Origin of the sequence: Bacillus sp. LM 4-2 (assembly GCF_000978495.1) — a bacterium.
In the GTDB taxonomy this organism is placed as follows: Bacteria; Bacillota; Bacilli; order Bacillales; family Bacillaceae; genus Bacillus; species Bacillus subtilis.
Genome location: NZ_CP011101.1, coordinates 3,442,381 through 3,466,145 on the forward strand (window position 1 = coordinate 3,442,381; position 23,765 = coordinate 3,466,145).

General features: G+C 44.9%; 21 protein-coding genes and 1 pseudogene. 7 read left to right on the forward strand and 15 right to left on the reverse strand.

Features of this window, described 5'->3' with window-relative positions:
• Position 1 precedes the first annotated feature (1 nt).
• The 4 genes from ppaX to hprK are packed head-to-tail and all read right to left on the reverse strand — an operon-like array spanning position 2 to position 3,366.
• A complete protein-coding gene (gene ppaX / locus bslm_RS17145; protein WP_015251133.1) occupies positions 2-652 on the reverse strand; it encodes a pyrophosphatase PpaX in 651 nt (216 codons plus the stop codon).
• Complete coding sequence (locus bslm_RS17150) at positions 649-1,587, reverse strand: nucleoside recognition domain-containing protein (RefSeq protein ID WP_041333296.1); 939 nt, start codon at positions 1,585-1,587, stop codon at positions 649-651. The genes ppaX and bslm_RS17150 overlap by 4 nt, the downstream gene beginning before the upstream one ends.
• A gap of 23 nt (positions 1,588-1,610) precedes the next feature.
• Entirely contained in the window at positions 1,611-2,420 is an 810-nt protein-coding gene (gene lgt, locus bslm_RS17155; protein WP_014478105.1) for a prolipoprotein diacylglyceryl transferase, read from the reverse strand.
• A 13-nt stretch (positions 2,421-2,433) separates the two neighbouring features.
• The gene (gene hprK / locus bslm_RS17160; RefSeq protein WP_003228097.1) at positions 2,434-3,366 is read right to left on the reverse strand and encodes an HPr(Ser) kinase/phosphatase; all 933 of its coding nucleotides are present in this window, start codon (positions 3,364-3,366) and stop codon (positions 2,434-2,436) included.
• A gap of 181 nt (positions 3,367-3,547) precedes the next feature.
• Between hprK and nagA the strand changes: the two genes are divergently transcribed.
• The 3 genes from nagA to nagR are packed head-to-tail and all read left to right on the forward strand — an operon-like array spanning position 3,548 to position 6,212.
• Positions 3,548-4,738, forward strand: coding sequence for an N-acetylglucosamine-6-phosphate deacetylase (gene nagA / locus bslm_RS17165; protein WP_014481023.1), 1,191 nt, complete (start codon positions 3,548-3,550; stop codon positions 4,736-4,738).
• Positions 4,735-5,463, forward strand: a complete 729-nt coding sequence (nagB, locus tag bslm_RS17170; protein ID WP_029318335.1) for a glucosamine-6-phosphate deaminase — start codon at positions 4,735-4,737, stop codon at positions 5,461-5,463. The genes nagA and nagB overlap by 4 nt, the downstream gene beginning before the upstream one ends.
• Positions 5,464-5,480: 17 nt before the next feature.
• Positions 5,481-6,212, forward strand: coding sequence for an N-acetylglucosamine utilization transcriptional regulator NagR (nagR, locus tag bslm_RS17175; protein ID WP_014478108.1), 732 nt, complete (start codon positions 5,481-5,483; stop codon positions 6,210-6,212).
• Between the two features lie 19 nt (positions 6,213-6,231).
• On the opposite strand, the gene bslm_RS17180 is transcribed toward nagR, so the two are convergent.
• A complete protein-coding gene (locus tag bslm_RS17180; RefSeq protein WP_003228085.1) occupies positions 6,232-10,101 on the reverse strand; it encodes a lamin tail domain-containing metallophosphoesterase family protein in 3,870 nt (1,289 codons plus the stop codon).
• Between the two features lie 164 nt (positions 10,102-10,265).
• Here bslm_RS17180 and bslm_RS17185 point away from each other — a divergent pair, with 164 nt between their 5' ends.
• The gene (locus bslm_RS17185) at positions 10,266-10,739 is read left to right on the forward strand and encodes a MarR family transcriptional regulator (RefSeq protein WP_003228083.1); all 474 of its coding nucleotides are present in this window, start codon (positions 10,266-10,268) and stop codon (positions 10,737-10,739) included.
• Positions 10,740-10,779: 40 nt separating this feature from the next.
• Here the strand turns inward: bslm_RS17185 and cypX are convergent, their stop codons facing one another.
• Together cypX and pchC are read right to left on the reverse strand one after the other, a co-directional pair.
• Positions 10,780-11,997 carry a pulcherriminic acid synthase gene (gene cypX / locus bslm_RS17190; protein ID WP_003244436.1) on the reverse strand — a complete coding sequence of 406 codons (1,218 nt, stop codon included), beginning with the start codon at positions 11,995-11,997 and terminating at the stop codon, positions 10,780-10,782.
• A gap of 15 nt (positions 11,998-12,012) precedes the next feature.
• A complete protein-coding gene (gene pchC, locus bslm_RS17195; protein WP_003242712.1) occupies positions 12,013-12,759 on the reverse strand; it encodes a cyclo(L-leucyl-L-leucyl) synthase in 747 nt (248 codons plus the stop codon).
• Positions 12,760-13,184: 425 nt separating this feature from the next.
• Between pchC and pchR the strand changes: the two genes are divergently transcribed.
• Entirely contained in the window at positions 13,185-13,694 is a 510-nt protein-coding gene (gene pchR / locus bslm_RS17200; protein WP_003228073.1) for a pulcherriminic acid biosynthesis transcriptional regulator PchR, read from the forward strand.
• Positions 13,695-13,714: 20 nt separating this feature from the next.
• Positions 13,715-14,926 carry an MFS transporter gene (locus tag bslm_RS17205; RefSeq protein WP_046381362.1) on the forward strand — a complete coding sequence of 404 codons (1,212 nt, stop codon included), beginning with the start codon at positions 13,715-13,717 and terminating at the stop codon, positions 14,924-14,926.
• Between the two features lie 27 nt (positions 14,927-14,953).
• On the opposite strand, the gene bslm_RS17210 is transcribed toward bslm_RS17205, so the two are convergent.
• Genes bslm_RS17210 through yvlA form a run of 4 tightly spaced genes read right to left on the reverse strand, consistent with a single transcriptional unit; the run spans position 14,954 to position 16,965 of the window.
• Positions 14,954-15,313: a phage holin family protein gene (locus bslm_RS17210; protein WP_003228066.1), complete on the reverse strand. Its 360-nt coding sequence runs from the start codon at positions 15,311-15,313 to the stop codon at positions 14,954-14,956.
• Position 15,314: 1 nt separating this feature from the next.
• Complete coding sequence (locus bslm_RS17215; protein WP_003228065.1) at positions 15,315-15,512, reverse strand: PspC domain-containing protein; 198 nt, start codon at positions 15,510-15,512, stop codon at positions 15,315-15,317.
• A 4-nt stretch (positions 15,513-15,516) separates the two neighbouring features.
• Complete coding sequence (locus bslm_RS17220) at positions 15,517-16,614, reverse strand: DUF4097 family beta strand repeat-containing protein (RefSeq protein ID WP_029725982.1); 1,098 nt, start codon at positions 16,612-16,614, stop codon at positions 15,517-15,519.
• Positions 16,615-16,638: 24 nt separating this feature from the next.
• Positions 16,639-16,965: a protein YvlA gene (gene yvlA / locus bslm_RS17225; protein ID WP_003244375.1), complete on the reverse strand. Its 327-nt coding sequence runs from the start codon at positions 16,963-16,965 to the stop codon at positions 16,639-16,641.
• 217 nt (positions 16,966-17,182) lie between these two features.
• Here yvlA and bslm_RS17230 point away from each other — a divergent pair, with 217 nt between their 5' ends.
• A complete protein-coding gene (locus bslm_RS17230; protein WP_003228059.1) occupies positions 17,183-17,413 on the forward strand; it encodes a hypothetical protein in 231 nt (76 codons plus the stop codon).
• A 198-nt stretch (positions 17,414-17,611) separates the two neighbouring features.
• On the opposite strand, the pseudogene bslm_RS17235 reads toward bslm_RS17230, so the two are convergent.
• The 4 genes and pseudogenes from bslm_RS17235 to bslm_RS17250 all read right to left on the reverse strand — a co-directional run.
• Positions 17,612-18,163 (reverse strand): annotated as a pseudogene (locus bslm_RS17235) (flagellin); the annotation flags it as partial.
• Between the two features lie 92 nt (positions 18,164-18,255).
• Positions 18,256-21,129, reverse strand: coding sequence for an excinuclease ABC subunit UvrA (gene uvrA, locus bslm_RS17240; protein WP_003228057.1), 2,874 nt, complete (start codon positions 21,127-21,129; stop codon positions 18,256-18,258).
• A gap of 7 nt (positions 21,130-21,136) precedes the next feature.
• Positions 21,137-23,122, reverse strand: a complete 1,986-nt coding sequence (gene uvrB, locus bslm_RS17245) for an excinuclease ABC subunit UvrB (protein WP_003243787.1) — start codon at positions 23,120-23,122, stop codon at positions 21,137-21,139.
• A 185-nt stretch (positions 23,123-23,307) separates the two neighbouring features.
• Positions 23,308-23,538: a CsbA family protein gene (locus tag bslm_RS17250; RefSeq protein WP_003228053.1), complete on the reverse strand. Its 231-nt coding sequence runs from the start codon at positions 23,536-23,538 to the stop codon at positions 23,308-23,310.
• Positions 23,539-23,765 lie beyond the last annotated feature (227 nt).

The window sequence follows — 23,765 nt, forward strand, 5'->3', positions numbered from 1 at the left end:
ATTACTTCACTCCAACGATTTGTAATAGATCACTCATTTTCTCAAGCATAAAATCCGGCTCATGCTTCGCCAGCATTTCCGGCCCTTTAATCGTCCATGCGACTCCTGCCGTTTTTGTACCGGCGTTTTTGCCTGCCAGCACATCGTGGTAATTATCTCCGACCATAATGGCTTCCTCGGACTTGCTTCCTAACTGTTTCAGCGCTAACAGCACAGGCTCGGGATCAGGCTTTGCATTCGTCACATCATCAAGGGTGACAACTGTTTCAAAGAATTCGCCGATTCCCGTGAGCTTGAGGCCCATATTGACAGTATCTCTTAATTTTGTTGTCACAATTCCTAATGTAAAGCCGGCTTTTTTTAATGCATCCAGGGTCTCATATACCGTTTCATATTCAGTCACGAGTGAATCATGCATGTCATGATTGTACGCTCTGTACATAGCGATCATATCCTCACATTTATCAGGGTCCATCGAAGAGAACGTATCAAAAAGAGACGGCCCGATAAATGCAAGGACATCTTCTCGTTTATACTTGCTCGGATAATAATGCTCCAGTGTATGCAAAAAGGACGCGATAATTAATTCATTCGTATTAATAAGCGTTCCGTCTAAATCAAACAGAATCGTCGTTACTTGTTTGTCACTCATATTGCTTCCTTTCCAACCGCTGAGGGTTTCCATTTTTTCCACGTGTGCGCAATAGCCATTGTCAGCAGAACTGCTGTGGTGACACGAATCAAAAGAAGCGGCCAGACCGGTATGCCAAGCGGAATAAAGACAAGTGTATCTTCCACGACCGCGTGGCAGGCAACGAGAAATATAAATGCCAATGTCATGTCCCGCTTGCTCACGCCGTCATCCTCGACAGCTTTGATCATGACACCCGCTCCGTAGGCCAGACCAATTGTCAGTCCCGCCACCATTGTCATAGACGTATTTTTATTCATGCCAAGCAGCTGCGTAAACGGAGACAGCCACCTGGAGAACCGATGCAGCCAGCCTAAATCTCTTAAAAACTGGATGATGATCATCAGCGGTATGACAATTGCCGCCAGCTGCAAAACACCAAGTCCGGCTTTCGTTAATGCTTCTGCCAACATTCCTAGCCAGCTGTCTGGCGCGGCGCTCTTCGCAGCGATAAAACCGTACTGCGCCGTTTCCTTTCCGCCATGCCAAATGAGGTTGATGACGATGGCTGACACAGCGGCCAAACCGATGCGCACGGCCAATATGACGCCAATTCTGATACCAACCTTTGCGGCAACTGTCGATTCGATAATCAAGTTATGACAGAAAGAAAGCATAACAGCTAAAATAAAGACTTCTTTCACAGATAAATCCAATGTTAAAATCCCGGCAATTCCCGCATACAGATTCAGCATATTTCCCAGTACAAGCGGAATGGCCGCTTCACCAGAAAGCCCGAAGAGACCCATTACCGGTGTGATCAGCCGTACAAGCCAATCCATGACAGGGGTATGCTGAAGCAAAGTGACCAATAGCGTTACCGGGAAAATCACTTTACCGAGTGTCCATGTTGTTTGAAGACCTGCCGCAAGACCGGCCAGAAAGATCTTCTTCATCCCTCATCCCCCTTTGTTGACGTCTACTCCGCGTACCGCTCCTTCGAATATCCCTTGACGCGTCTGAAGATGATGGCTGCCACAGCCAAAACAATCAATACGATTGAAATCACCTGAGCGATGCGAAGTGAATCAGTCAGCATTAAGCTGTCAGTCCGCATTCCTTCAATAAAGTATCTTCCGATTGAATACCAAATGATATAGATCAAGAACATCTCGCCTCTACGCAAATTCGCTCTGCGCAGGAACAGTAAAACAATGACGCCGACAAAACTCCATAGTGATTCATATAAAAAAGTAGGATGATAATATTGCCCATTGATGTACATTTGATTGATGATAAATTCAGGCAAGTGCAGGTTTTCTAAAAAGGCTCTGCTGACAGCCTCGCCGTGCGCTTCCTGATTCATGAAGTTCCCCCAGCGGCCGATCGCCTGGCCGAGCAAAATGCTGGGCGCGGCAATATCCGCAAGCTTCCAGAACGAAAGGTTTTTCACTCTCGAAAACACATAACCCGTTAAAATGGCGCCGATTAATCCGCCATGAATGGCAATGCCGCCCTTCCAAATCTTAATGATTTCTCCCGGATGTGCCGCATAATAGTCCCATTCAAAGGCAACGTAATAAATTCGTGCGCAAATAATCGCAATTGGAATGGCAAACAGGACAAGATCAATAAACGTATCTTTCTGCAGCCCCCGTTTTTCACTTTCCCTCATCGCAATCCACAGCCCGAGCAAAGCACCGAGACCGATAATGATTCCGTACCAATGGACGGCTAACGGCCCCAGCTGAAATGCTATCGGATTGAGTGGTTCTATCGCTTCATTCATTTAACGCCAACTCCTATTCTTCTTGTTCACCGTCTTCAATGACGTCCGCCAGCTTGTTGGTAAATTGTTCAGCGGCATTCAGCCCCATCCGCTTCAATCTGAAGTTCATTGCTGCCACTTCGATGATGACTGCAAGATTTCGGCCTGGGCGGACGGGAATCGTCAGTTTTGTAATTTCTGTATCAATGATTTTCATGGTCTCTTCCTCAAGTCCGAGCCGGTCGTATTGCTTGCCCTGCTCCCAGAGTTCAAGATTCATGACAATCGTGATTCGTTTATTGCTTCTGACCGCGCCAGCGCCAAATAGCGTCATCACATTGATAATGCCAAGGCCCCTGATCTCAAGAAGGTGCTCAATTAATTCCGGAGCGTTTCCCACAAGAGTATCCTGATCCTCCTGCCGTATTTCAACGCAATCATCGGCAACAAGGCGATGCCCTCTTTTCACAAGCTCCAGCGCTGTTTCGCTTTTTCCGACGCCGCTCTTTCCTGTGATCAGCACGCCGACACCATATATATCGACAAGAACGCCATGAATTGCTGTGGTAGGCGCCAGCCTGCTCTCAAGGAAGTTGGTTAAACGGCTTGACAGTCTTGTCGTTTTCAGCGGCGATCTGAGGACAGGCACCCCATTTTTCTCGGAGGCGTCAATCAGCTCCTGCGGGATGGGCATATCTCTAGAAAGAATAATAGCTGGTGTTACATCAGTGCACAGAGAATCCATTCGCTGTTTTTTCTCCTCTTCAGGAAGCTGTTCAAAGAAAGAAAGCTCTGTTTTTCCGAGAAGCTGCACGCGCTCTCTCGGGTAATATGTAAAATATCCGGCAATTTCAATGCCTGGTCTTGATAGGTCACTCATTGTAATCGGGCGGTTAATTCCTTCTTCTCCGCTGATTAATTCCAAATTGAACTGTTCCATTACGTCTTTTGTGCGAACCTTTGCCACGATATGTTCCTCCTGTTCCGGGCTGCCCCGAGCTTGCTCACAATACTTTCATTTTATCACTTTCAGGCTTGAACCTAAAACAGATTTTATAAAAGGCGGGAAAACACCTCAGCTGGTCTAGATCACTAGTCTGAAAAAGAGTAAAATAAAGGTATTCAAATTCCAGAAAGGCGGATCATCTATGGCAGAGAGTCTTCTTATCAAAGACATTGCGATCGTGACAGAAAATGAAGTAATCAAAAACGGCTATGTCGGAATCAATGACGGAAAAATCAGCACAGTCTCAACAGAACGGCCCAAGGAGTCATATTCAAAAGAGATTCAAGCACCTGCGGATTCCGTTTTGCTTCCCGGCATGATTGACATTCATATCCACGGCGGCTATGGCGCAGATACGATGGATGCTAGCTTTTCCACGCTCGACATCATGTCGTCAAGACTGCCCGAAGAAGGCACGACGAGCTTTTTAGCCACAACGATTACCCAAGAGCATGGGAACATTTCTCAAGCTTTGGTGAACGCAAGAGAGTGGAAAGCGGCTGAAGAGTCCTCTTTATTAGGTGCAGAACTGCTCGGCATTCATTTAGAGGGCCCCTTTGTTTCGCCTAAAAGAGCCGGAGCGCAGCCAAAGGAGTGGATTAGGCCTTCGGATGTTGCGCTTTTCAAAAAGTGGCAGCAGGAGGCGGGCGGACTGATCAAAATTGTTACACTTGCGCCGGAGGAGGATCAGCATTTTGAACTGATCCGCCATTTGAAAGACGAATCGATTATCGCATCCATGGGGCACACGGATGCCGATTCCGCATTGCTGTCGGATGCCGCAAAAGCAGGGGCGAGCCATATGACCCATCTGTACAACGCGATGAGCCCGTTTCATCACCGAGAGCCCGGAGTGATCGGAACGGCGCTGGCCCATGATGGGTTTGTGACAGAGCTTATCGCCGATGGCATTCACTCCCACCCTTTAGCTGCAAAGCTTGCTTTTTTGGCGAAAGGCAGCAGCAAGCTCATTTTAATTACCGATTCCATGAGGGCAAAAGGCCTGAAAGACGGCGTATATGAGTTCGGCGGCCAAAGTGTGACGGTAAGAGGACGAACAGCTCTTCTTTCAGACGGAACCCTTGCCGGTTCGATCCTCAAAATGAACGAAGGCGCACGGCATATGCGTGAGTTTACAAATTGCTCTTGGACGGATATAGCTAATATAACTTCTGCAAACGCGGCCAAACAGCTGGGCATCTTTGACCGAAAAGGCAGTGTGACTGTGGGAAAAGATGCAGATTTGGTGATTGTCAGCAGTGATTGCGAGGTGATTCTCACCATTTGCCGCGGAAACATTGCATTTATATCCAAGGAGGCTGACCAGATATGAAAGTAATGGAATGTCAAACGTATGAAGAGCTAAGCCAAAAAGCAGCCAGAATAACGGCAGATACAATCAAAGAAAAACCTGATGCCGTTCTCGGGTTAGCGACGGGCGGCACACCGGAAGGCACGTATCGCGAGCTGATCCGCCTGCACCAAACTGAGAATCTCTCATTTCAAAACGTCACTACAGTTAATTTGGATGAGTACGCCAGACTTTCAAGCAATGACCCGAACAGCTATCACTTCTATATGAATGACCGTTTATTTCAGCATATCGACAGCAAGCCTAGCCGGCATTTTATTCCGAATGGAAATGCAGACGATTTGGAGGACGAATGCAGACGGTATGAACAGCTAGTCGAGTCCCTCGGCGGCACTGACATTCAGCTTCTCGGCATCGGCCGAAACGGACACATCGGCTTTAACGAACCGGGAACGTCTTTCAAGTCGCGAACTCATGTTGTGACTTTAAATGAACAAACTCGCCAGGCAAATGCCAGATATTTTCCCTCCATAGACAGCGTGCCAAAAAAAGCATTGACAATGGGAATTCAAACGATACTCTCAAGCAAGCGCATTCTGCTGCTTATTTCTGGAAAAAGCAAAGCGGAAGCTGTTCGTAAGCTGTTAGAAGGAAACATCAGCGAAGATTTTCCCGCATCTGCTTTGCACCTGCATTCCGATGTCACGGTTTTGATTGATCGTGAAGCCGCGTCATTAAGACCTTGAAAGGAACATGCTGACTTATGAATATCAATAAACAATCGCCTATTCCGATTTATTATCAGATTATGGAGCAATTAAAAACCCAAATTAAGAGCGGAGAACTGCAGCCGGATATGCCTCTTCCTTCTGAGCGCGAATATGCCGAACAATTCGGGATCAGCCGGATGACAGTTCGCCAGGCGCTTTCTAATTTAGTTAATGAAGGCTTGCTCTATCGCCTGAAGGGGCGGGGCACCTTTGTCAGCAAGCCAAAAATGGAACAAGCACTTCAAGGGCTGACAAGCTTTACCGAGGATATGAAAAGCCGCGGGATGACACCGGGCAGCAGGCTCATTGATTATCAGCTTATTGATTCGACTGAGGAACTCGCGGCTATATTAGGCTGCGGGCACCCCTCCTCTATCCATAAAATCACTCGGGTGCGGCTGGCAAATGATATTCCGATGGCGATTGAGTCCTCACATATTCCGTTTGAGCTTGCGGGTGAATTAAACGAATCGCATTTTCAGTCGTCGATCTATGATCATATTGAAAGGTACAACAGCATACCGATTTCCCGTGCAAAACAGGAGCTTGAGCCAAGCGCTGCCACCACTGAAGAAGCGAACATTCTTGGTATTCAAAAGGGAGCGCCGGTCCTATTAATTAAACGAACAACATATCTGCAGAACGGAACTGCTTTTGAGCATGCAAAATCCGTATACAGAGGCGACCGTTATACATTTGTCCACTATATGGATCGTCTTTCATAAAAAAAGCCTCCAACCCTTTTTAAGGATTGGAGACATGGCGAAAATCAAACTGGTCTGGTGCCGGACGATATGTTTCTTTTTTCGTCTTGAACTTCCAGATCGGTGATTTCGTTTTGCCGTTAAAACTGTCTTCCACTATAATGTACCAATAATAAACAGACTGCGGTTCAAGATGATCCCAGCGGAATTCAGCTGTGTCCCCGCTCTTCACTTGCTCCCGTTTTCCGAGCTCTTCATTGGTATATACGTTACATTCAAAATAATCGGTTTCCACCTTTTTGATTCTTGGCTTCAAATCAAGCGAAAGGGAAAATTCATCCTTGTTGCCATAGGTATCCGTATCATAGTAGTTCTTATCCTTTACATACGGAGAGTACGTCGATACGTGCACCATGTCATTGGCTTGGTCAAATTGAAGCAAACGCAAATACCCTTGGCCGCCTTCTGGCCCGCCCTGATAATCGGCCAGCATTTGATGCACAAGACGATCCGGTTTCCCATCACCATCATCATCCAGCTCATCTGTTTTTCTCATCGCACTATGATAATGCCCGCTCAACACCATCACGACATTCGGGTTCGGCTTTACGATTTCTTTGAATATTTTCTCTCCGATTGGGCTTCTGTTTCCGCTGACCAGCAAATACTCATGAAAAGCTAAAATGGCCATCCGGTCAGGATGCTTCTTCAGCACCTGATTCATCCACGCGATGTCTTCATCCGTAATGCCCCATCCCATGTACAGCATGATATAATCATTGCCGTTGCTAGAAATCAGGTCATAATGTCCGCGGTTATTTTTATAGGAACCGCCATAATGAAATTTTTTATCAAAACGATCGCTGCCAAAATATTTGCCAAACGCCCTGTAGGAGCCGTCCTTATGTCCGACATCGTGATTGCCGGCCAGCACGCCGTAAGGAATTCCGCTCTTATCCAGAACGGACATTGACCGATCAGCGTTTTTCCACTGTCTGATATCGGCGGAATCATCTACAATATCACCCGTGTGGAACACATATTTGATATTGAGCTGCTTTTGATTATCTTTTATCCATTCGGTCTGTTTATCAAAAATATGCGGATAGCTTTCGGCGTAATACTGTGTATCAGACATCCAGACAAATGTGTACATATCCTTCGCAGGAGGAATTTCATCCTGTACAATCACATTCATTTTCGACTCCCGTACAAAATCGGCGGCAATCACAGACGCTTTCAGCGTAAACGGTTTGTCATCCTTCGCGACGAAGCTGTCAACAGGCTGCCATTCGTTTGTCCGATAATTCCAAGCATACATCGTCACCTTTCTCCCCGGCAAAGAACTGCCCTTCCAGACTGATTCTGCCAGATCATTCTCATCAATTGATGGATCAACCGTCACTTCAAAGCGATGATAAGGGAAAAGCTCTTTGTTTTCTGTCGATACTGTTTTTCCATCAGCAGCTGATACCCGCTCCAATTCTTTATTCGTAAATGGGGTCTCCCTTTCCGGCACAAAGCTTTTCGGCGGTTCAGTCAGTGACGCGTGCTTAAATATTTTCACATGATTGCGCGCTGTATATTGAAATCCCCTATAAAAACCAACATCCATGGCATCATTCGTCGGATCTTTCACCCGTACAGAAAGCTTGGCCTTATGCGTGTCGGCTTCGCTGTCTATAACCTCCGGCTGGTCCGGATGCTCTCGTTCGGTTTTAAATATCCTCTCAATCACTGTTTTATTGCCCGCGAGATCCGTTGCTGTCACTTTTAGAGAATGTTTTCCCGGCAAAAGGTCAGAAGATGACGTATGATATGGGAGTGTAATGCTTTCTCCATCTAACGACGCCTCCGCTTCCTCAATTCTGCTCCATTTATCATACATATCCGCCTGCAGGATAAGGTTTCCTTTATACGTTTGCCCCTCGGTGATATTCGGCTCAATGTGAGGTCCTGAATTATCTACCCGTACAACCAGGCTGACATTTTCCTTCCCGTCGCTTGCTTGAATATGGTGAGCGCCTTCAGAAAGCTTTGATGTATCCCACTCCAGCAGCTGTGATGTAAATAGTCCGTCAGGCAGATTGAACTGAAATTGCCAGCTTTTATTCGAGCGCTGATTATCGCCAATAAAGAGTTCCTTCTCAGGAGACACCCTCTGATCTCTGATCACCGTTCCATCCGATAACACCAATCGGGCGTTTTTGACTAAGAAGTCATCACGGTTTTCAGCCGTATCAAACGGAGACACCTTCGAACCTGAACGTATCGTAATACGCTGCAGCTGCTTCCCTTTCCGAAGCAGTGTCTCTGGCAATGGAACAGAATAGGTGCGGTATTTATTTGTTGTATCATCGAACACCTTCAGCACTTTGCCTTCCATCGTTACCGCGTTTTTAAAATAAAGGTTCGTTTTCCTCGTATCGAATGCAAAATATACTTCTTTTTCCATCGCGGGCTCTGTCACTTGTTTTTTCCCGTCAATCCATAGCTTAATGCTGTCAGCTCGCCCTTCTGTCGTGGCTTTGAGAAATTGAGTTCCCGACAGCGTGTCTCTGTTTTCAATATTCATCCGCAGACCGTGCGCCTTGCTTGTTTGTTTAATATCAATCATTTTGACCGGCGTTCTCGCTTCATTGATCCCGTCCCCGGCCGCCACATAATACTCTAGCTGATCCTTCCCGATCAATTCAGGCGAATACACAATATAATGGAAGAGATTATCGTTGCGGTCTTTTTCAGCAAGAATTCGCTTAAACGGTTTGTTCTCATCCGTCCGGTAGTAAAAGGCCACTGTTTTCACTAGGCTTCGGTCCCGTATGTCAGCCCGCAGCTCAATGCTTTCAGCAGGGCGGACAGGCTTGCGGTCAGTCAAATCCTCAATGACCGGCTTTTCTTTATCGAGCTTGATTTTCCGTTTCTGGTCGGGCACCTGTGCCTGTAATACGGTTCCGGGAGACGGATTCTTTTCCCCGATTGAAATGTTCAGAAGTTCTGCTGTTCCGTTCAGTGGATACTTATAAAGCACTGATGACAGCCGGCGCAGCGCATGTTTCCGATAATGCGCAACCGAAATGTCCTTTCCTGTATTCGTTGATATCACAACGGCCCGCGGCCTCGTATTGGCCATACCCTCTGTCTCGTCTATCACCGCAAGATTTTTTCCTTCTTTTAGTTGTGTCTGATAATAACGATTGAAATCCGCTGACGTCAATTCTGGATGCCCGGCAGGCTTCAGCCAGACGACAAACGTTTCGCCGGATGGTATCAAGATCCTTTCATCAGGTCTCCAAATCAGATCGGAGTCAGGCCCTTCTTTTGGGTAGCGGTAACGGATATGGTAGTCTTTAAAATCAATCGTTCTGTCAGTCGTATTAAAAATCTCAATAAATTCATAACCGTCTGCGCGTCCTATATTCTTCGTATCAACCGCCAGCTCTGTGATCAGAAGCTCCGGAATATGGGCAAGGTCAGCCTGGTATCCTTCAAGCTTCAGTTTCTTCGTCTCCGACTCAACCCGCTGCTTCCCATTCGACATCACAATGTAATACTCAAGCTCGCTGTTCCAAATCAAACGTTTCGGAATTTGTGCCAAAAACTTGCGGACCGCTCCGGGGGTCGGGTCCATCGGCACCATTTTGTAGCCCAGCTCATTACTTTGTTTATAAAAAAGAAAGGCGGAAAATGCTTGATACGAATTATCGCGAACTTGAGCCTCAATCATTAGATTGCTTCTCATTTCAGCTTTCACATCAATTTGAGGAGGATTTTCAAGCAAGGGTATGTAATGAGGCGTTTGAAATAGTTCCTGCTGTACAACAGGAAAAGCTTTCGATTCATGATGGCCGCCAGACAAAACGGAAAGAAAAGACAGTAATATAGAAGCAATAACCGTGTATTTCCTCATCAAAGCACCTCCCTTTTCATGTATTTTGCGTCTGAACAGGGAAGCTTATGAGTTCATTTTTGTGCATAAAGAACAAAAAAACGTCTGTCTCTTGAAAATTCCACTATTACCCAGTAAACTAAGGATAGTTAACCAGTTAACAATTAAATCAGAGAGGCAAATTGATGGACAACAGCATTCATGATGAATTATTTCAAGCTATACAACAATTCGCATTAAAAAGGGATAAACGCGTCTGGCAAAAGGTGCAGATACCATCCATTGGCATATCCTCACAACATCACGATCACCTCAAAAAAGACTGGACTTTGACCCAGCTTCACATTGTTTCCTGCATACATACCAGCCAAAATGTGAACAACAGCTTCTTAGCATCCCGTTTACACATCTCAAAAGCCGCTGTTTCAAAAGCGGTTCATGCTTTGTTGAAACACAATATCATTACAGTGACAAAAAAGCCTGGCAACAAAAAAGAAATTTTTTATACGCTAACTGATAGCGGCAGAAAATTGGCGGCATTACATGAACAGCTTCATGAGAAAGCAAAGGAGCAATATAAACAGCTTTTCAATGAATTTTCAATTGATGATTTAAAAACAGTGACTGCGTTTTTCAACTTGTGGATCAAATATATGTAAAAAGAGTCTCACCCGCATGGGAGAGACCTTTGGAATTCTATTATGCCCCGTCAAACGCAACGAGAAGTGAAACAGGTCCGCGTGTATACAGACCGGACTCAGCATAACAAAAATCTTCCTCTAATCTGATATTCCGCATCTTATCCAGCACAATATTAGCTACAATTTCGATTTCGTTTTTGGCAAAAGCTGCTCCTACACAGTTATGAATGCCGGATCCGAAAGCGAGATGCCGGGCGGCGCCGCTAAAAGCGCTCTTGATACCAAGATCTTCCCGATGAATATTAAACACGTCAGGCTGTTCAAATGCTTCAGGGTCCCGGTTAGCCGCACCGATCATACAAAAAACAATCGTATCTTTTTTGATTTCCATACCGCCGACCACTGTATCTTGGGACAGCTGCCGCGGAATCAGCTGAACCGGCGGTTTATAACGCAATGTCTCCGCAATGGCTCTCGGAACTAACGAACGGTCAGCCAAAACATCATTCATCTGCTCAGGATTGTTGAGCAAATGGTAGATCATCAGTGCCAGCGTCTTATCAGCCGGTTCCGTTGCGGCTAACAGCACATTAAGAATCAGTGCGAGTATATCCTTGTCCGACAGCGCCATGCCTTCATATTCAGAAGTACATAGGATCGAAATTAAATCTGATCCCGGATTGACGCGACGTTCTTTAATGACCGGCATCAAGTATTGGGAAAGCTGTTCGCTGCACCATAACGAATGTGCCCGCGCTTCAGGAGATTGAGAGATACTCGTGATAAAATCGGCAACTCCGCTGTGCCACTCAGAGATTTTTTCATGGTCTCTTTTATCCAGCCCGAGCATGTCCATCGTGACGCACACCGCAAACGTCTTTCCAAAATCATTGACGAGATCACTTTTCCCTCTTTCAAGATAAGGCGCTAACAAGTTTTCTGCATTTTGTTTAATCAATGGAGACAGATGATCCAGTGCGTCACCGATAAAGCTTCTCACTACAATTCTTCTTTTGGCAGAGTGTTCTTTTCCATGCATTTGGGCCAGCACAGGGCCTCGCATGACTGGTTCGGCACGCTCAACAAGTGATTTCGTCGTGAAGATATCCGGATGCTGAAGGATATAGCGGACATCATGATAGCGGCTGATAAAATAACTGTCTATCGACTCTTCATAATGAACCGGATCTTCCTCCCGCAGTTGTGAAAAATAAGCATATGGATTGTTTTGAAATTGATCAGAAAGCACACTAAACAATTTAATCGATTGGCTCATGTTTTACTCCCCCTATCATCCTTCAGATGTGATCCGTTTCTCAGAAAGCATCTGCGCCATTTCCTGTACAATGAGATACCCTTGATTCGGCCGCATACAAATAGAAAATTCATGGTTACTGATCTTCTCACCCAGCTTCCACGGACGATGATAAGCAAGGAGTGTCTCTTCCACCTCTAAAATATCCGGAGCTCCGATAAAAAACGGCAGCTCAGCTATGACATATTCCACAGCCAAATTCAGCATATCCTCACTGACTTCTTCCATCATCAAACTGACGCCCCGCGCACGCCCGATTATCGCTTCACGAGACATGTCCAAACAAGCATGTCGAAAATGAGGCTGCTCAAAAAATGCATGTTCAACTTCTTGTCTCAACAGCTGGTAGGCTTTGTTATCTATAAAATCAGAAAATGTATGAATCGCCTTCGGATCCCCGCCATGAGCCACAAGGGCTCTTTCTGCAAATCTCCTGTTTCGTGATACCTCTTTCCTTACTTTTCGTTCAGCCTTTCCTCTCGGAGTTCCAAGCGCTTCTAGAAGATTAGCCGCCTCATGCCCTGCAAGTAAAACTGAAACGCTTTTAAATTGAGCTTTCGCCCATCCAATTAATCTGTAAATATAATCCTCTGAAAACCTGCTGTTAAATGGGCTGATCCCCACCAAAACATGCCTGCGCCGTTCAAATATTTCTCTGCAGTTTTCTGTTAATGCCTCAGCAATAAAATGCACAGACCTTCTTTCCGTTACCATTCCGGTCATCTCATTCACCCCTAAAACTTATCCCGCTTTAAGTCATCACCCTCAAATACAAGATGGAATAGCTAGAACAACTGAACAAGACGAATGGCAGGCATCACTTAAAGTTTCCAAATGTTTTTTAAGATTTTAATAATCATTTTCAATACCCATATCATGATAAATGTTTACTAGTAAACATTAGTCATTTTATCCCTTTTCCTTCCAAACGTCAATATGATCTGTGCCCAAATATTTGAAAATAAATGTAAACATCACATTTTCCACACACTTTTTACACGCATATTCAGCATGACATATCAACAAATAGTCTAAACACCAACAATTGACAACGAAAACAAGAAAAGATAAAATAAAATTGTTCACCAGTAAACGATTTGTTTTATTGTTTCATCGTAAACTATTATTCCTAAGAAAGAAGGTAGCCTATGTCTGATTTGACAAAACAGATGATATACGACATATACGTGAGACTGCTGCACCTTAATGAACAAAAAGCGAACACTTCACTTCAGCAATTTTTTAAGGAGGCCGCAGAAGAGGATGTGGCTGAAATTCCCAAAAATATGACAAGCATTCACGTCATTGACTGCATCGGCCAGCATGAACCCATTAATAATGCCGGAATTGCCAGAAAAATGAACTTATCGAAAGCGAATGTAACGAAAATCAGCACAAAACTGATCAAGGAAGAATTCATTAACAGCTATCAGCTGACAGATAACAAAAAAGAAGTTTATTTTAAATTAACCCGTAAAGGCAGACGGATTTTCGACTTACATGAGAAACTGCATAAAAAAAAGGAGCTGGCTTTTTACCAATTCCTCGATTCATTTTCACAAGAAGAACAAAAGGCTGTATTGAAGTTTCTAGAGCAGTTGACGTCAACACTTGAAGCAGAACAAACCGATGGGACTCCAGACAAACCTGTAAAGTAAACAAAAAGGCGGTGTACACTTTGGCTCATACAAAATCAAAGGCAGTATTGATCTTATACACTGTTTGCTTCAGTGCATTTTTTGCATCTTTAAGCCAGAACATTTATTCACCTATTCTTCCGATCATTAAAGAATCATTCCATGTTTCCACAGCTATGGTGAACCTGTCAGTCTCAGTTTTTATGATTGTGACAGCAATAATGCAAATTATATTAGGAGCGATCATTGATTTTAAAGGCGCTCGGATCGTCTTGATTACCGGTATTCTGGCAACGGCAGCAGCCAGCATCGGCTGTGCGGTGACTACTGACTTTACTTTGTTTCTGATATTCAGAATGATACAGGCAGCCGGTTCCGCAGCACTGCCTCTTATTGCTGCCACAACGATCGGACAGCTGTTTACAGGCAATGAACGCGGGAGTGCAATGGGAACGTATCAAATGCTCCTGTCTGTCGCACCGGCTATTGCCCCAGTTCTAGGAGGATTCATAGGCGGAGCAGCCGGATACGAAGGGATTTTTTGGATACTTGCGGCCATCTCGATCGTTTTGCTGGTGACAAACAGCATCACCTTTCCTAAAGATTCTCCAACTGAATCTATGCAGCAAGCCAAAGGCAATGTGTTCGCTCATTATAAATCAATATTTACAAATCGAACAGGGAACGTCATTTTGACTTTAAGTTTTGTTCTCTTTTTCATTTATTTTGCAGTAATTGTCTACCTCCCAATATTGCTGACAGAGCATTACCATATAGATGTGGGTATAGCAGGACTGTTATATTTGCCGCTGGCGCTGAGCACGATTGCAGGTACGTTTCTGTTTAAAAGAATACAGGCAAAAATCGGGCTACACACCTTGTTTATCGGAAGCAATGTGATTGCCGCCTGCAGCATCATTTTATTTGCTGTTACACATTCCGTTTCTCTCGTTCTCATGGCTCTGACGCTGGCACTGTTTGGCATCTCGATGGGGGTTATTCCTCCCTTGTACTCTACAATGATTACTAATGAATTTGAGCACAACAGAGGGAGTGCAATCGGAATGTTTAACTTTATCCGATATACAGGCATGGCAGCAGGTCCGATGGTATCTGCCTACTTGCTCACAATGATGCCGTCTGCCATTTCCTTTAGCCTCCTAGGCCTTGGATTTGCCGCATTGAGCTTTTGCCTTCTTCCGCCAATGTTTTCGCCGCAGAAGCGCACGAAACAAAAAAAGCACCACATGTAAAAAAGCTGCCTTTGCGGGCAGCTTTTTTTATTTTTTTCTAAGCGGCTCTAAAATGCCTTTTTGAATCAGCAAATGGAAGACCGACAGGATAACGGAGGCCCATATCGCTGTGCCGAAGCCGTCGATTTGAAAGCTGTCACCCATAATGGACGCGGTCATCATAAGCGTGATGGCGTTAATCACAAACAAGAAGAGTCCAAGCGTCACCATCGTGACCGGCAGTGTAAATATAATTAAAAGCGGTTTAATCAGCACGTTTAAGATCGATAAAATGAGGCTGGCGATAATCGCTGCCCCAATGCTGCTGATATGGATGGAGTCAATATATCCATCAATGACGATTAATAACAATGCATTGACTAAAATGCTGACTGCCCATTTTACCATGTCATTTCATATCCCTTTCTGACGGGACGATAAAAATCCAAATGATATAAATGAGCAAAACCGGCAAGACACTTGTCATAATGGCTAAGATGACAGTTATGACTCTGAGGAGTGATGCGTCCCAATTGAAATATTCCGCGAGACCTCCGATAACACCGGCGATTTTCTTATTTTTTTCTGAGCGATAAAGCTTATTCATTCGATCACCTCTGTGAGTACTTTAGTTTGATGGCGCCTGTTAGTGATTCTGAGAAGACGGTGATGTTTTGATCATGTGCCTGATTTGAAGTGAACATCATTTCTTTTTGAATCGTATCATTTTTTTCCTTCAGCATCTCTACATCCATTAATTCATGGGACAGCGTACCAAGATTGCTTTTCAGCTCTGCCTTCACTGCGAGATCGTCCGGAATTGCAAGCTCTACATTTCCAGTCGTTGTTTTTGCATAAATGGAGCGGCAGTCTGATTCTGTTACGTTAATCGCAATATTTCCGTTAAAGCTTTGAACGTCAATGGATTCGCTTTTCCCTCGGAGATCGATCAATCCGTTAATGGTTTCCGCTTCTATCGTACCGCAGCTGTGGCTTGCGAGCTTAATTTGCCCGTTGGCCGTTTCAGCTATGGCTTTTTCGGCTGTTAAATACGAGAACGACAGCACGCCGTTTGTCGTTTTCGCTGAGAACTCTTTTACATGTAAATGTTCCCCTCTGACCGGACCGTTAAACAGCTTCACCCGAATCTTATCATACTCCTTCTGAGGAATATACAAAGTGACATTCGTTTTCATCGTCTTTTTCTCAGTACGGATAAAAAACTTATTACCTTTGATTTCACATTCAATATGCTGAAGAAATGCGTGTCTCGCCGCATCCTGGTTGTCAGCGCGATATACCTTCGCCTGGCATTCCGCTCTGATATCGTCATCTTCCCAAGGGACGATATTTACGCTGCCATTGGCAATTTGCAGCTCAACACTGGAAAAGTCAGTATCTTTAAATTGAAAAATGTGCTGAACATCATACGCATGGCCAAAGTTTAAATCAAGGTCAACTTCCTTGACCTTTTTCACAGCAGAATCAATCCAGTCAAACAGCTTGGCTCCTAAAGACGGTTTACCGCTTTCTTTTTTTGCCGTTGTAAATGGCTCTTCCTCGTCATGAACGTGAACTGAGAGCGCTGTGATTTTCTCTTCTTTTTCCTTGTAGTCGCTGTCAAGCTTTTCAATCAGTGTCAAAGCTTCTTGTGCTGTAAGCTTTCCTTCCTCAACAAGCTTAAGGATTCGTTCCTTTTCTTGCTTCATTACGATCTCCTCCCCATTGTCTACTTATGCTGCACGCAGGACCTTAATGCCCTGAATCACATTCCAAATGATAATGCCAATGACAACTAAGAAATAAATAACCGCTCCCCCGATGATTACAAATACAGGAAGCAAGCTGTCTCCATCAATCGCAACGGCTCCGCCAAGTAAAGCAATAAAAAGGAACAGCCAGCCGACAAACGGAACAATGTGAGAAATAAGAGAGCGTATCGCATGGCGTTTTGTTTCTTTCTCATTTACAACAAAATATGCGACAATCGGCACAATGATTGGCGCAATGAACACACTGAAATAACAAAGTGATGCAATAATAGCTTGATTACGGTTCAATTCATTCCACACTCCTATTGTGAATTGTCCATGACAAAAGATCAGGGACGTTTTACTTATTTATACGTTTAAAATCTCTTCAGGTTTCAAATTCATTCTTTAGACATGCTCCGATTTACGGAAATTGGATTTTAAAAAGTTTTAGAAGTAGAATCTTCCGGCTATACCGATTACAATATGTAAAAAGCTTACGGCAACCAAGGAGGCTGGACAAGCAATGGAGAAAGATCCCAGTGACTATACAGTAACACAAGAATCAGTGTTAAAGCTGATTCAGGAACAAAAAAGAATGAATCGTGAAATGATCACCGAGCTTGAGCAGATTCACGGACCCTTCCCGATCTCTCACGATATCCAATATATAAAAGTGCTGCTCGACAGCAGCAACACACATATTGTTCAAGATTTAATGAGTGTAAGTAAGCAGCTGTATAAGAAGACTTTGTAATTGCGGAAAACATATCATTCATTATAACTGAAACAAAGCTAAAGGTTAGATGACAATATCTTGCCTTTTTTGTTTTGAAAAAACAAGTGATTCCCTGGCTGTCACAAAATGATTGTAACAAAAAAAGCCTGCCGGCACATCCAGTTAATGGACTCTGTCGGCAAGCTGTAACTATCAGAAAGAGATAGCCGTTCAAAATTAACGTAACAATTGAAGCACGTTTTGCGGCTGTTGGTTTGCTTGAGCAAGCATCGCTTGAGAAGCTTGAGAAAGAATGTTGTTCTTTGTGAAATCGCTCATTTCTTTCGCCATGTCAACGTCACGGATGCGAGACTCAGCAGCTGTTAAGTTTTCAGAAGAAGCACCAAGGTTGTTGATTGTGTGCTCTAGACGGTTTTGTACCGCACCAAGTTTAGCACGTTGGTTTGAAACATTGTTGATTGCAGTATCAATACTTTCAAGTTGTGTATCAAAAGGAGTATTAGCAAAATCTGTTACATTAAGTGCGTTTACTCCTAAAGCAGTTGATGACATGCTGTCAATGTTAACTGTAAGCTGCTGGCCAGCATTTGCTCCAATTTGGAAAGTGAAACCATCAGTTTCAGTACCATCTAATAACTTTTTGCCGTTGAATTCAGTACGATTTGAAATGCCATCAACTTCCTCAATAAGCGCATCCATTTCATCTTTAATTGCACCAAGATCTTCTGCTTGTTGTGTACCTGTGTTTCCTGCTTGAACAGTAAGTTCACTTCTAAACCTATTATGCCGTAAAGAAAAAGCTTGCCTGCTAAGCCCAAGGATGGACTTGCTGACAAGCTGTCCCCTCTTAACAGAGGGTTTTAAGATGTAGCTGTTTCTTTTGCTTTCAAGAGCGATTTCATGCGTGTTTTGTCACGTTCGATAACAGGCTTTAAATAACGGCCTGTATACGATTCTTCAACTTCAGTGATTTCCTCAGGCGTTCCAGACGCGACAATGGTTCCGCCTCCGGCTCCGCCTTCCGGGCCCAAATCCACAATGTAATCGGCCGTCTTAATGATATCAAGATTGTGCTCAATAACCAGTACAGTGTCTCCGTTGTCTACCAACCGTTGCAGCACGACAAGAAGCCTGGCGATATCGTCGACATGCAAACCTGTCGTCGGCTCATCTAAAATGTAGAGCGTACGTCCGGTTGAGCGTTTGTGCAGCTCTGACGCGAGCTTCACGCGCTGCGCTTCTCCGCCTGACAAGGTCGTCGCCGGCTGGCCGAGCGTAATATAACCTAAACCAACATCATAAAGGGTTTGGAGCTTGCGTTTGATTTTCGGGATATTTTCAAAGAAAGAAAGAGCATCTTCAACCGTCATATCAAGCACATCAGAGATGCTTTTTCCTTTGTACGTCACTTCAAGCGTTTCACGGTTATAGCGTTTGCCGTGACACACCTCGCATGGAACGTATACGTCAGGAAGGAAGTGCATTTCAATTTTAATAATCCCGTCTCCGCGGCAGGCTTCACATCGTCCGCCCTTCACGTTGAAGCTGAAACGGCCTTTTTTATAGCCGCGGACCTTCGCTTCATTTGTCTGCGCGAATACATCACGAATGTCATCAAATACACCGGTGTATGTCGCAGGGTTGGATCTCGGCGTTCTTCCGATTGGCGCCTGGTCAATGTCAATGACTTTATCTAAATGATCCAAACCTTTAATCTCTTTATGGCTGCCGGGCTTCGCTTTCGCTTTATGAAGCTTTTGCGCCAGCGCCTTATGCAAAATTTCATTAACGAGTGTACTCTTTCCTGAACCGGAAACACCTGTAACTGCTGTAAACGTCCCAAGCGGGAACTTGGCATTCACTTTTTTCAGGTTGTTTTCTGATGCACCTTTAATTTCAATGTAACGTCCGTCCGGCTTTCTTCTTTCAGGAGGCAATGGGATAAACTTTTTCCCTGATAAATAGCTGCCCGTTAATGAATTTGGATCTTCCATCACTTCTTCCGGCGTACCCGCAGATATCACCTGTCCGCCGTGAATGCCGGCTCCCGGTCCAATATCTATTAAATAATCTGCTGCCATCATCGTGTCCTCATCATGTTCGACAACAATCAGCGTGTTCCCGAGGTCTCTCATATTTTTCAGAGCGCTGATCAAGCGGTCGTTATCACGCTGATGCAGACCGATAGACGGCTCATCTAAAATATAAAGCACACCGGATAAACGCGAGCCAATTTGAGTCGCCAGCCTGATGCGCTGCGCCTCTCCTCCGGACAATGTACCCGCTGCCCTGCTCAATGTCAGGTAATCGAGGCCGACTTTGTCCAGAAAGCTTAAGCGCTCCACAATTTCGCGCAAAATCAAATTGGCGATCTGCATATCCTTCTCAGAAAGGGTAAGATCTTTAAAGAAGGCAAGTGCGTCGGCGACAGACAGCTCGGTAATTTTCCCAATGTGGCGGCCGTCAATCAGTACGGCAAGCGCCTCTTTCTTTAACCGATAGCCTTTGCACGTCGGACAAGACTTCTGAGACATATACTGCTCCATTTGCTCACGTATGAAATCGGAGCCTGTCTCCTTATAGCGTCTTTCAATGTTGCGCAATACGCCTTCAAATTGAATTTCACCTTCGCGGATTTGTCCAAAATCATTTTCATATCGGAAATAAATCAGGTCATCCCCGCTGCCGTACAGCACTTTATCCAGTTGATGCTTCGGCAAATCTTTGACCGGCACATCCATATCAATCCCGTAGTGGGTGCAGACTGCCTCAAGCAGCTGAGGATAATATTGTGAGCTGATCGGTGTCCAAGGGGCGACCGCATTCTCCTTCAATGACAAATCTTGATTGGGGATGACAAGATCGGCATCCACTTCAAGCTTCATTCCGAGACCGTCACACGTCGGACACGCCCCGAACGGACTGTTAAACGAAAACAGACGCGGCTCAAGCTCACCAATTGAAAATCCGCAGTGCGGACAGGCATGATGCTCGCTGAACATCAGCTCTTCCTCACCGATGACATCGATCATAACCCGTCCTTCACCTAAACGAAGCGCCGTTTCCAATGAATCTGACAGCCGGGCTGCCACGCCTTCTTTCACGACAATCCGGTCAATGACTACCTCAATGGAATGCTTCTTGTTCTTTTCTAATTCGATATCGTCGGAAAGCTCAGCCATCTCGCCGTCAATTCTGACTCTGACATAGCCTTGTTTCCTAATCTGTTCAAGCACTTTGACATGAGCGCCTTTTCGGCCCGAGACAATCGGCGCCAGCACCTGAAGCTTCGTCCGTTCCGGGTATTCCAGAATTCTGTCCACCATTTGCTCGATGGTCTGGGATGTAATCTCAATTCCGTGTTCCGGACAATGAGGCTTCCCTACTCTCGCATATAAAAGACGCAGATAATCATAAATCTCAGTTACCGTACCGACAGTAGACCTCGGATTGCGGCTCGTTGTTTTCTGATCAATGCTGATGGCGGGAGAGAGCCCCTCAATTGCATCCACATCCGGCTTATCCATTTGCCCTAAAAACTGGCGGGCATAGGCAGACAGCGACTCGACATACCGTCTCTGTCCTTCAGCATATATCGTGTCAAAGGCAAGGGAGGATTTACCTGATCCGGACAAACCCGTGACAACGACAAGCTGATCTCTCGGAATCGTTACATCTATATTTTTCAGGTTATGCGCCCTGGCTCCCTTCACCTCTATCCGATCCATAGCCATTTGTTCATCATCCTTCCGCTTTTAGCTCTAAAAGTAAATCGCGAAGCTCCGCGGCTCTCTCAAAGTCAAGCGCCTTGGCGGCTTCCTTCATTTCATGCTCCATCTGTTCAACGACTTTCTGGCGTTCTTTCTTCGTCATTTTCGACAGCTTCGGCGCGGCTTTTGTTTTGTATTCCGCTTTATCCTCAGCTGCTACTGTGGCACGAATGACATCGCGAATTTCTTTATTTATCGTTTTCGGCGTAATGCCGTGCTCTTCGTTAAACCGCTCCTGCTGCTCGCGGCGGCGTTTTGTTTCATTAATCGCAATTTCCATAGACTTCGTTATTTTATCGGCGTACATAATGACGCGGCCTTCCGCATTTCTCGCTGCCCGTCCGATGGTCTGGATCAGCGACCGCTCCGAACGAAGGAAACCTTCCTTATCCGCATCCAAAATCGCAACAAGGGATACTTCGGGAATGTCCAAACCTTCCCTCAGCAGGTTGATGCCGACAAGCACATCGTACTTGCCAAGGCGCAGGTCGCGGATAATTTCAATCCGTTCAAGCGTCTTGATCTCAGAATGCAGATAGTTTACTTTAATGCCGATTTCCTTTAAATAATCGGTCAGATCCTCTGACATCTTCTTCGTCAAAGTTGTCACAAGCACCCGTTCATTCCGCTCGATTCTTGCTTGAATTTCGCCGATCAAGTCGTCAATCTGACCTTCGATTGGACGGACGTCAATAAGCGGGTCAAGAAGCCCCGTCGGACGAATGATCTGTTCGACCATTTCATCTGTATGTTCAATCTCGTACGGCCCTGGTGTTGCTGATACATACACGATATTGTGCATATGCTTTTCAAATTCCTCAAAACGAAGCGGACGGTTATCAAGCGCTGATGGAAGCCGGAAGCCGTGATCCACGAGCACCTGTTTCCGCGCCTGGTCTCCGTTAAACATGCCGCGCACCTGAGGAATTGTCACATGCGACTCATCCACCACGATCATAAAATCGTCTGGGAAATAATCAAGAAGCGTATACGGCGTTGAACCTGGAGGCCGCAGAGTCAAATGTCTTGAATAGTTCTCGATGCCGGAGCAGAAACCCATTTCACGCATCATTTCAAGATCATATCTTGTCCGCTGCTCTAAACGCTGCGCTTCAAGGAGCTTTCCGTTTTCATGCATGACCTTCAGCTGCTCCTCAAGCTCCTTCTCGATATTTTGAATCGCCTTCTCCATTTTCTCGGCCCGCGTTACGAAGTGGGATGCCGGGAAAATCGCAACATGATCTCGGTCGCCGAGAATTTCTCCTGTCAGCGCATCTACTTCCCGAATCCGTTCGATTTCGTCACCGAAAAATTCAACTCTGACACAATGCTCATCACGGGATGCCGGAAAGATTTCCACTACATCCCCGCGCACACGAAATGTACCGCGCTGAAAGTCGATATCGTTGCGGGCATATTGGATGTCTACAAGTTTTCTGAGCAGCTCGTTGCGCTCAATTTCCATTTCAGTCCGCAGTGACACGACCATTTCCCGGTATTCCTCAGGCGAACCGAGGCCGTATATACAAGACACACTCGCAATAATAATGACATCTCTGCGCTCAAACAAAGCTGATGTGGCGGAGTGTCTCAGTTTATCAATTTCATCATTAATACTAGCGTCTTTCTCTATAAATGTATCCGTTTGAGGCACATACGCCTCCGGCTGATAATAATCATAGTAGCTGACAAAATACTCGACAGCATTGTTCGGAAAAAATTCCTTGAACTCACTGTAAAGCTGTCCAGCAAGGGTTTTGTTATGGGCAATCACGAGAGTCGGCTTATTGACTTCTTTAATCAAATTGGACACCGTAAATGTTTTCCCAGTTCCTGTTGCACCCAGCAGAGTCTGATGCTTCTTGCCCTCCTGAATTCCTTTCACAAGCTTTTCAATGGCTTTCGGCTGATCTCCCTGGGGCTGATATTTCGAGACTAACTCAAAGCGATCTTTCACAAAAATAAGCCTCCGTTTCTTTAACGAAATCTTCCTATAGATATAGTAACACAATGGAAAGCAAAATCACTAAAAATACGAACTAAAGTTCGGTGGTTTTTTATTTCCAGCTGTTTTTGTGTATAAAAAACCTGCTTTTAAAACGTAAAAGCAGGTATTCAGTCTTTATATTCATTATGTCCGATTTATTCTTCTTTTTTCTCTGCAGCTTTTTTGGCCATATACAGTCCGCCAGCCACAAGAGACACAACATCCAATCCTACAATAAAATACGTTTCTGTATAGCCTTTTAAATAAGAGGCAAACAGCAATGCAGCTGTTAAAGCGATCGCCACATAATGATTAAAGGTGACTCTAGTAAATAGAACAACAAGCATAAAAGGGAAAAACAATGCAAAAACGGCTTTTGTAATCAACAAAAACCCTCCTCAGGGATTCTTCATCTGATCTGATTATAGTAAAAAATGAAGAATCGGACAATCGTGCATTCGCTCCCTCTACTTACACCATACCCCTTTTCAGCCAAAATCAATCACCATATTTGCATTTTGGTGCCGGTCAAAACTTATTCCATGGTGCCGCTGTTCTAATCAGCGGCACTTTTTTTATTACATCATCAAGTCCGCCGCCAGATTCCGAGAAT

What these genes read in the sequence shown, in the direction of transcription:
- nagA (WP_014481023.1), top strand. Translation starts at nt 3,548, where the DNA reads ATGGCAGAGAGTCTTCTTATCAAAGACATTGCGATCGTGACAGAAAAT.
- bslm_RS17180 (WP_003228085.1), bottom strand. Translation starts at nt 10,101, where the DNA reads ATGAGGAAATACACGGTTATTGCTTCTATATTACTGTCTTTTCTTTCC.
- bslm_RS17210 (WP_003228066.1), bottom strand. Translation starts at nt 15,313, where the DNA reads ATGGTAAAATGGGCAGTCAGCATTTTAGTCAATGCATTGTTATTAATC.
- bslm_RS17215 (WP_003228065.1), bottom strand. Translation starts at nt 15,512, where the DNA reads ATGAATAAGCTTTATCGCTCAGAAAAAAATAAGAAAATCGCCGGTGTT.
- pchC (WP_003242712.1), bottom strand. Translation starts at nt 12,759, where the DNA reads ATGACCGGAATGGTAACGGAAAGAAGGTCTGTGCATTTTATTGCTGAG.
- bslm_RS17220 (WP_029725982.1), bottom strand. Translation starts at nt 16,614, where the DNA reads ATGAAGCAAGAAAAGGAACGAATCCTTAAGCTTGTTGAGGAAGGAAAG.
- uvrA (WP_003228057.1), bottom strand. Translation starts at nt 21,129, where the DNA reads ATGGCTATGGATCGGATAGAGGTGAAGGGAGCCAGGGCGCATAACCTG.
- bslm_RS17150 (WP_041333296.1), bottom strand. Translation starts at nt 1,587, where the DNA reads ATGAAGAAGATCTTTCTGGCCGGTCTTGCGGCAGGTCTTCAAACAACA.
- nagB (WP_029318335.1), top strand. Translation starts at nt 4,735, where the DNA reads ATGAAAGTAATGGAATGTCAAACGTATGAAGAGCTAAGCCAAAAAGCA.
- cypX (WP_003244436.1), bottom strand. Translation starts at nt 11,997, where the DNA reads ATGAGCCAATCGATTAAATTGTTTAGTGTGCTTTCTGATCAATTTCAA.
- bslm_RS17230 (WP_003228059.1), top strand. Translation starts at nt 17,183, where the DNA reads ATGGAGAAAGATCCCAGTGACTATACAGTAACACAAGAATCAGTGTTA.
- lgt (WP_014478105.1), bottom strand. Translation starts at nt 2,420, where the DNA reads ATGAATGAAGCGATAGAACCACTCAATCCGATAGCATTTCAGCTGGGG.
- pchR (WP_003228073.1), top strand. Translation starts at nt 13,185, where the DNA reads ATGTCTGATTTGACAAAACAGATGATATACGACATATACGTGAGACTG.
- bslm_RS17185 (WP_003228083.1), top strand. Translation starts at nt 10,266, where the DNA reads ATGGACAACAGCATTCATGATGAATTATTTCAAGCTATACAACAATTC.
- nagR (WP_014478108.1), top strand. Translation starts at nt 5,481, where the DNA reads ATGAATATCAATAAACAATCGCCTATTCCGATTTATTATCAGATTATG.
- ppaX (WP_015251133.1), bottom strand. Translation starts at nt 652, where the DNA reads ATGAGTGACAAACAAGTAACGACGATTCTGTTTGATTTAGACGGAACG.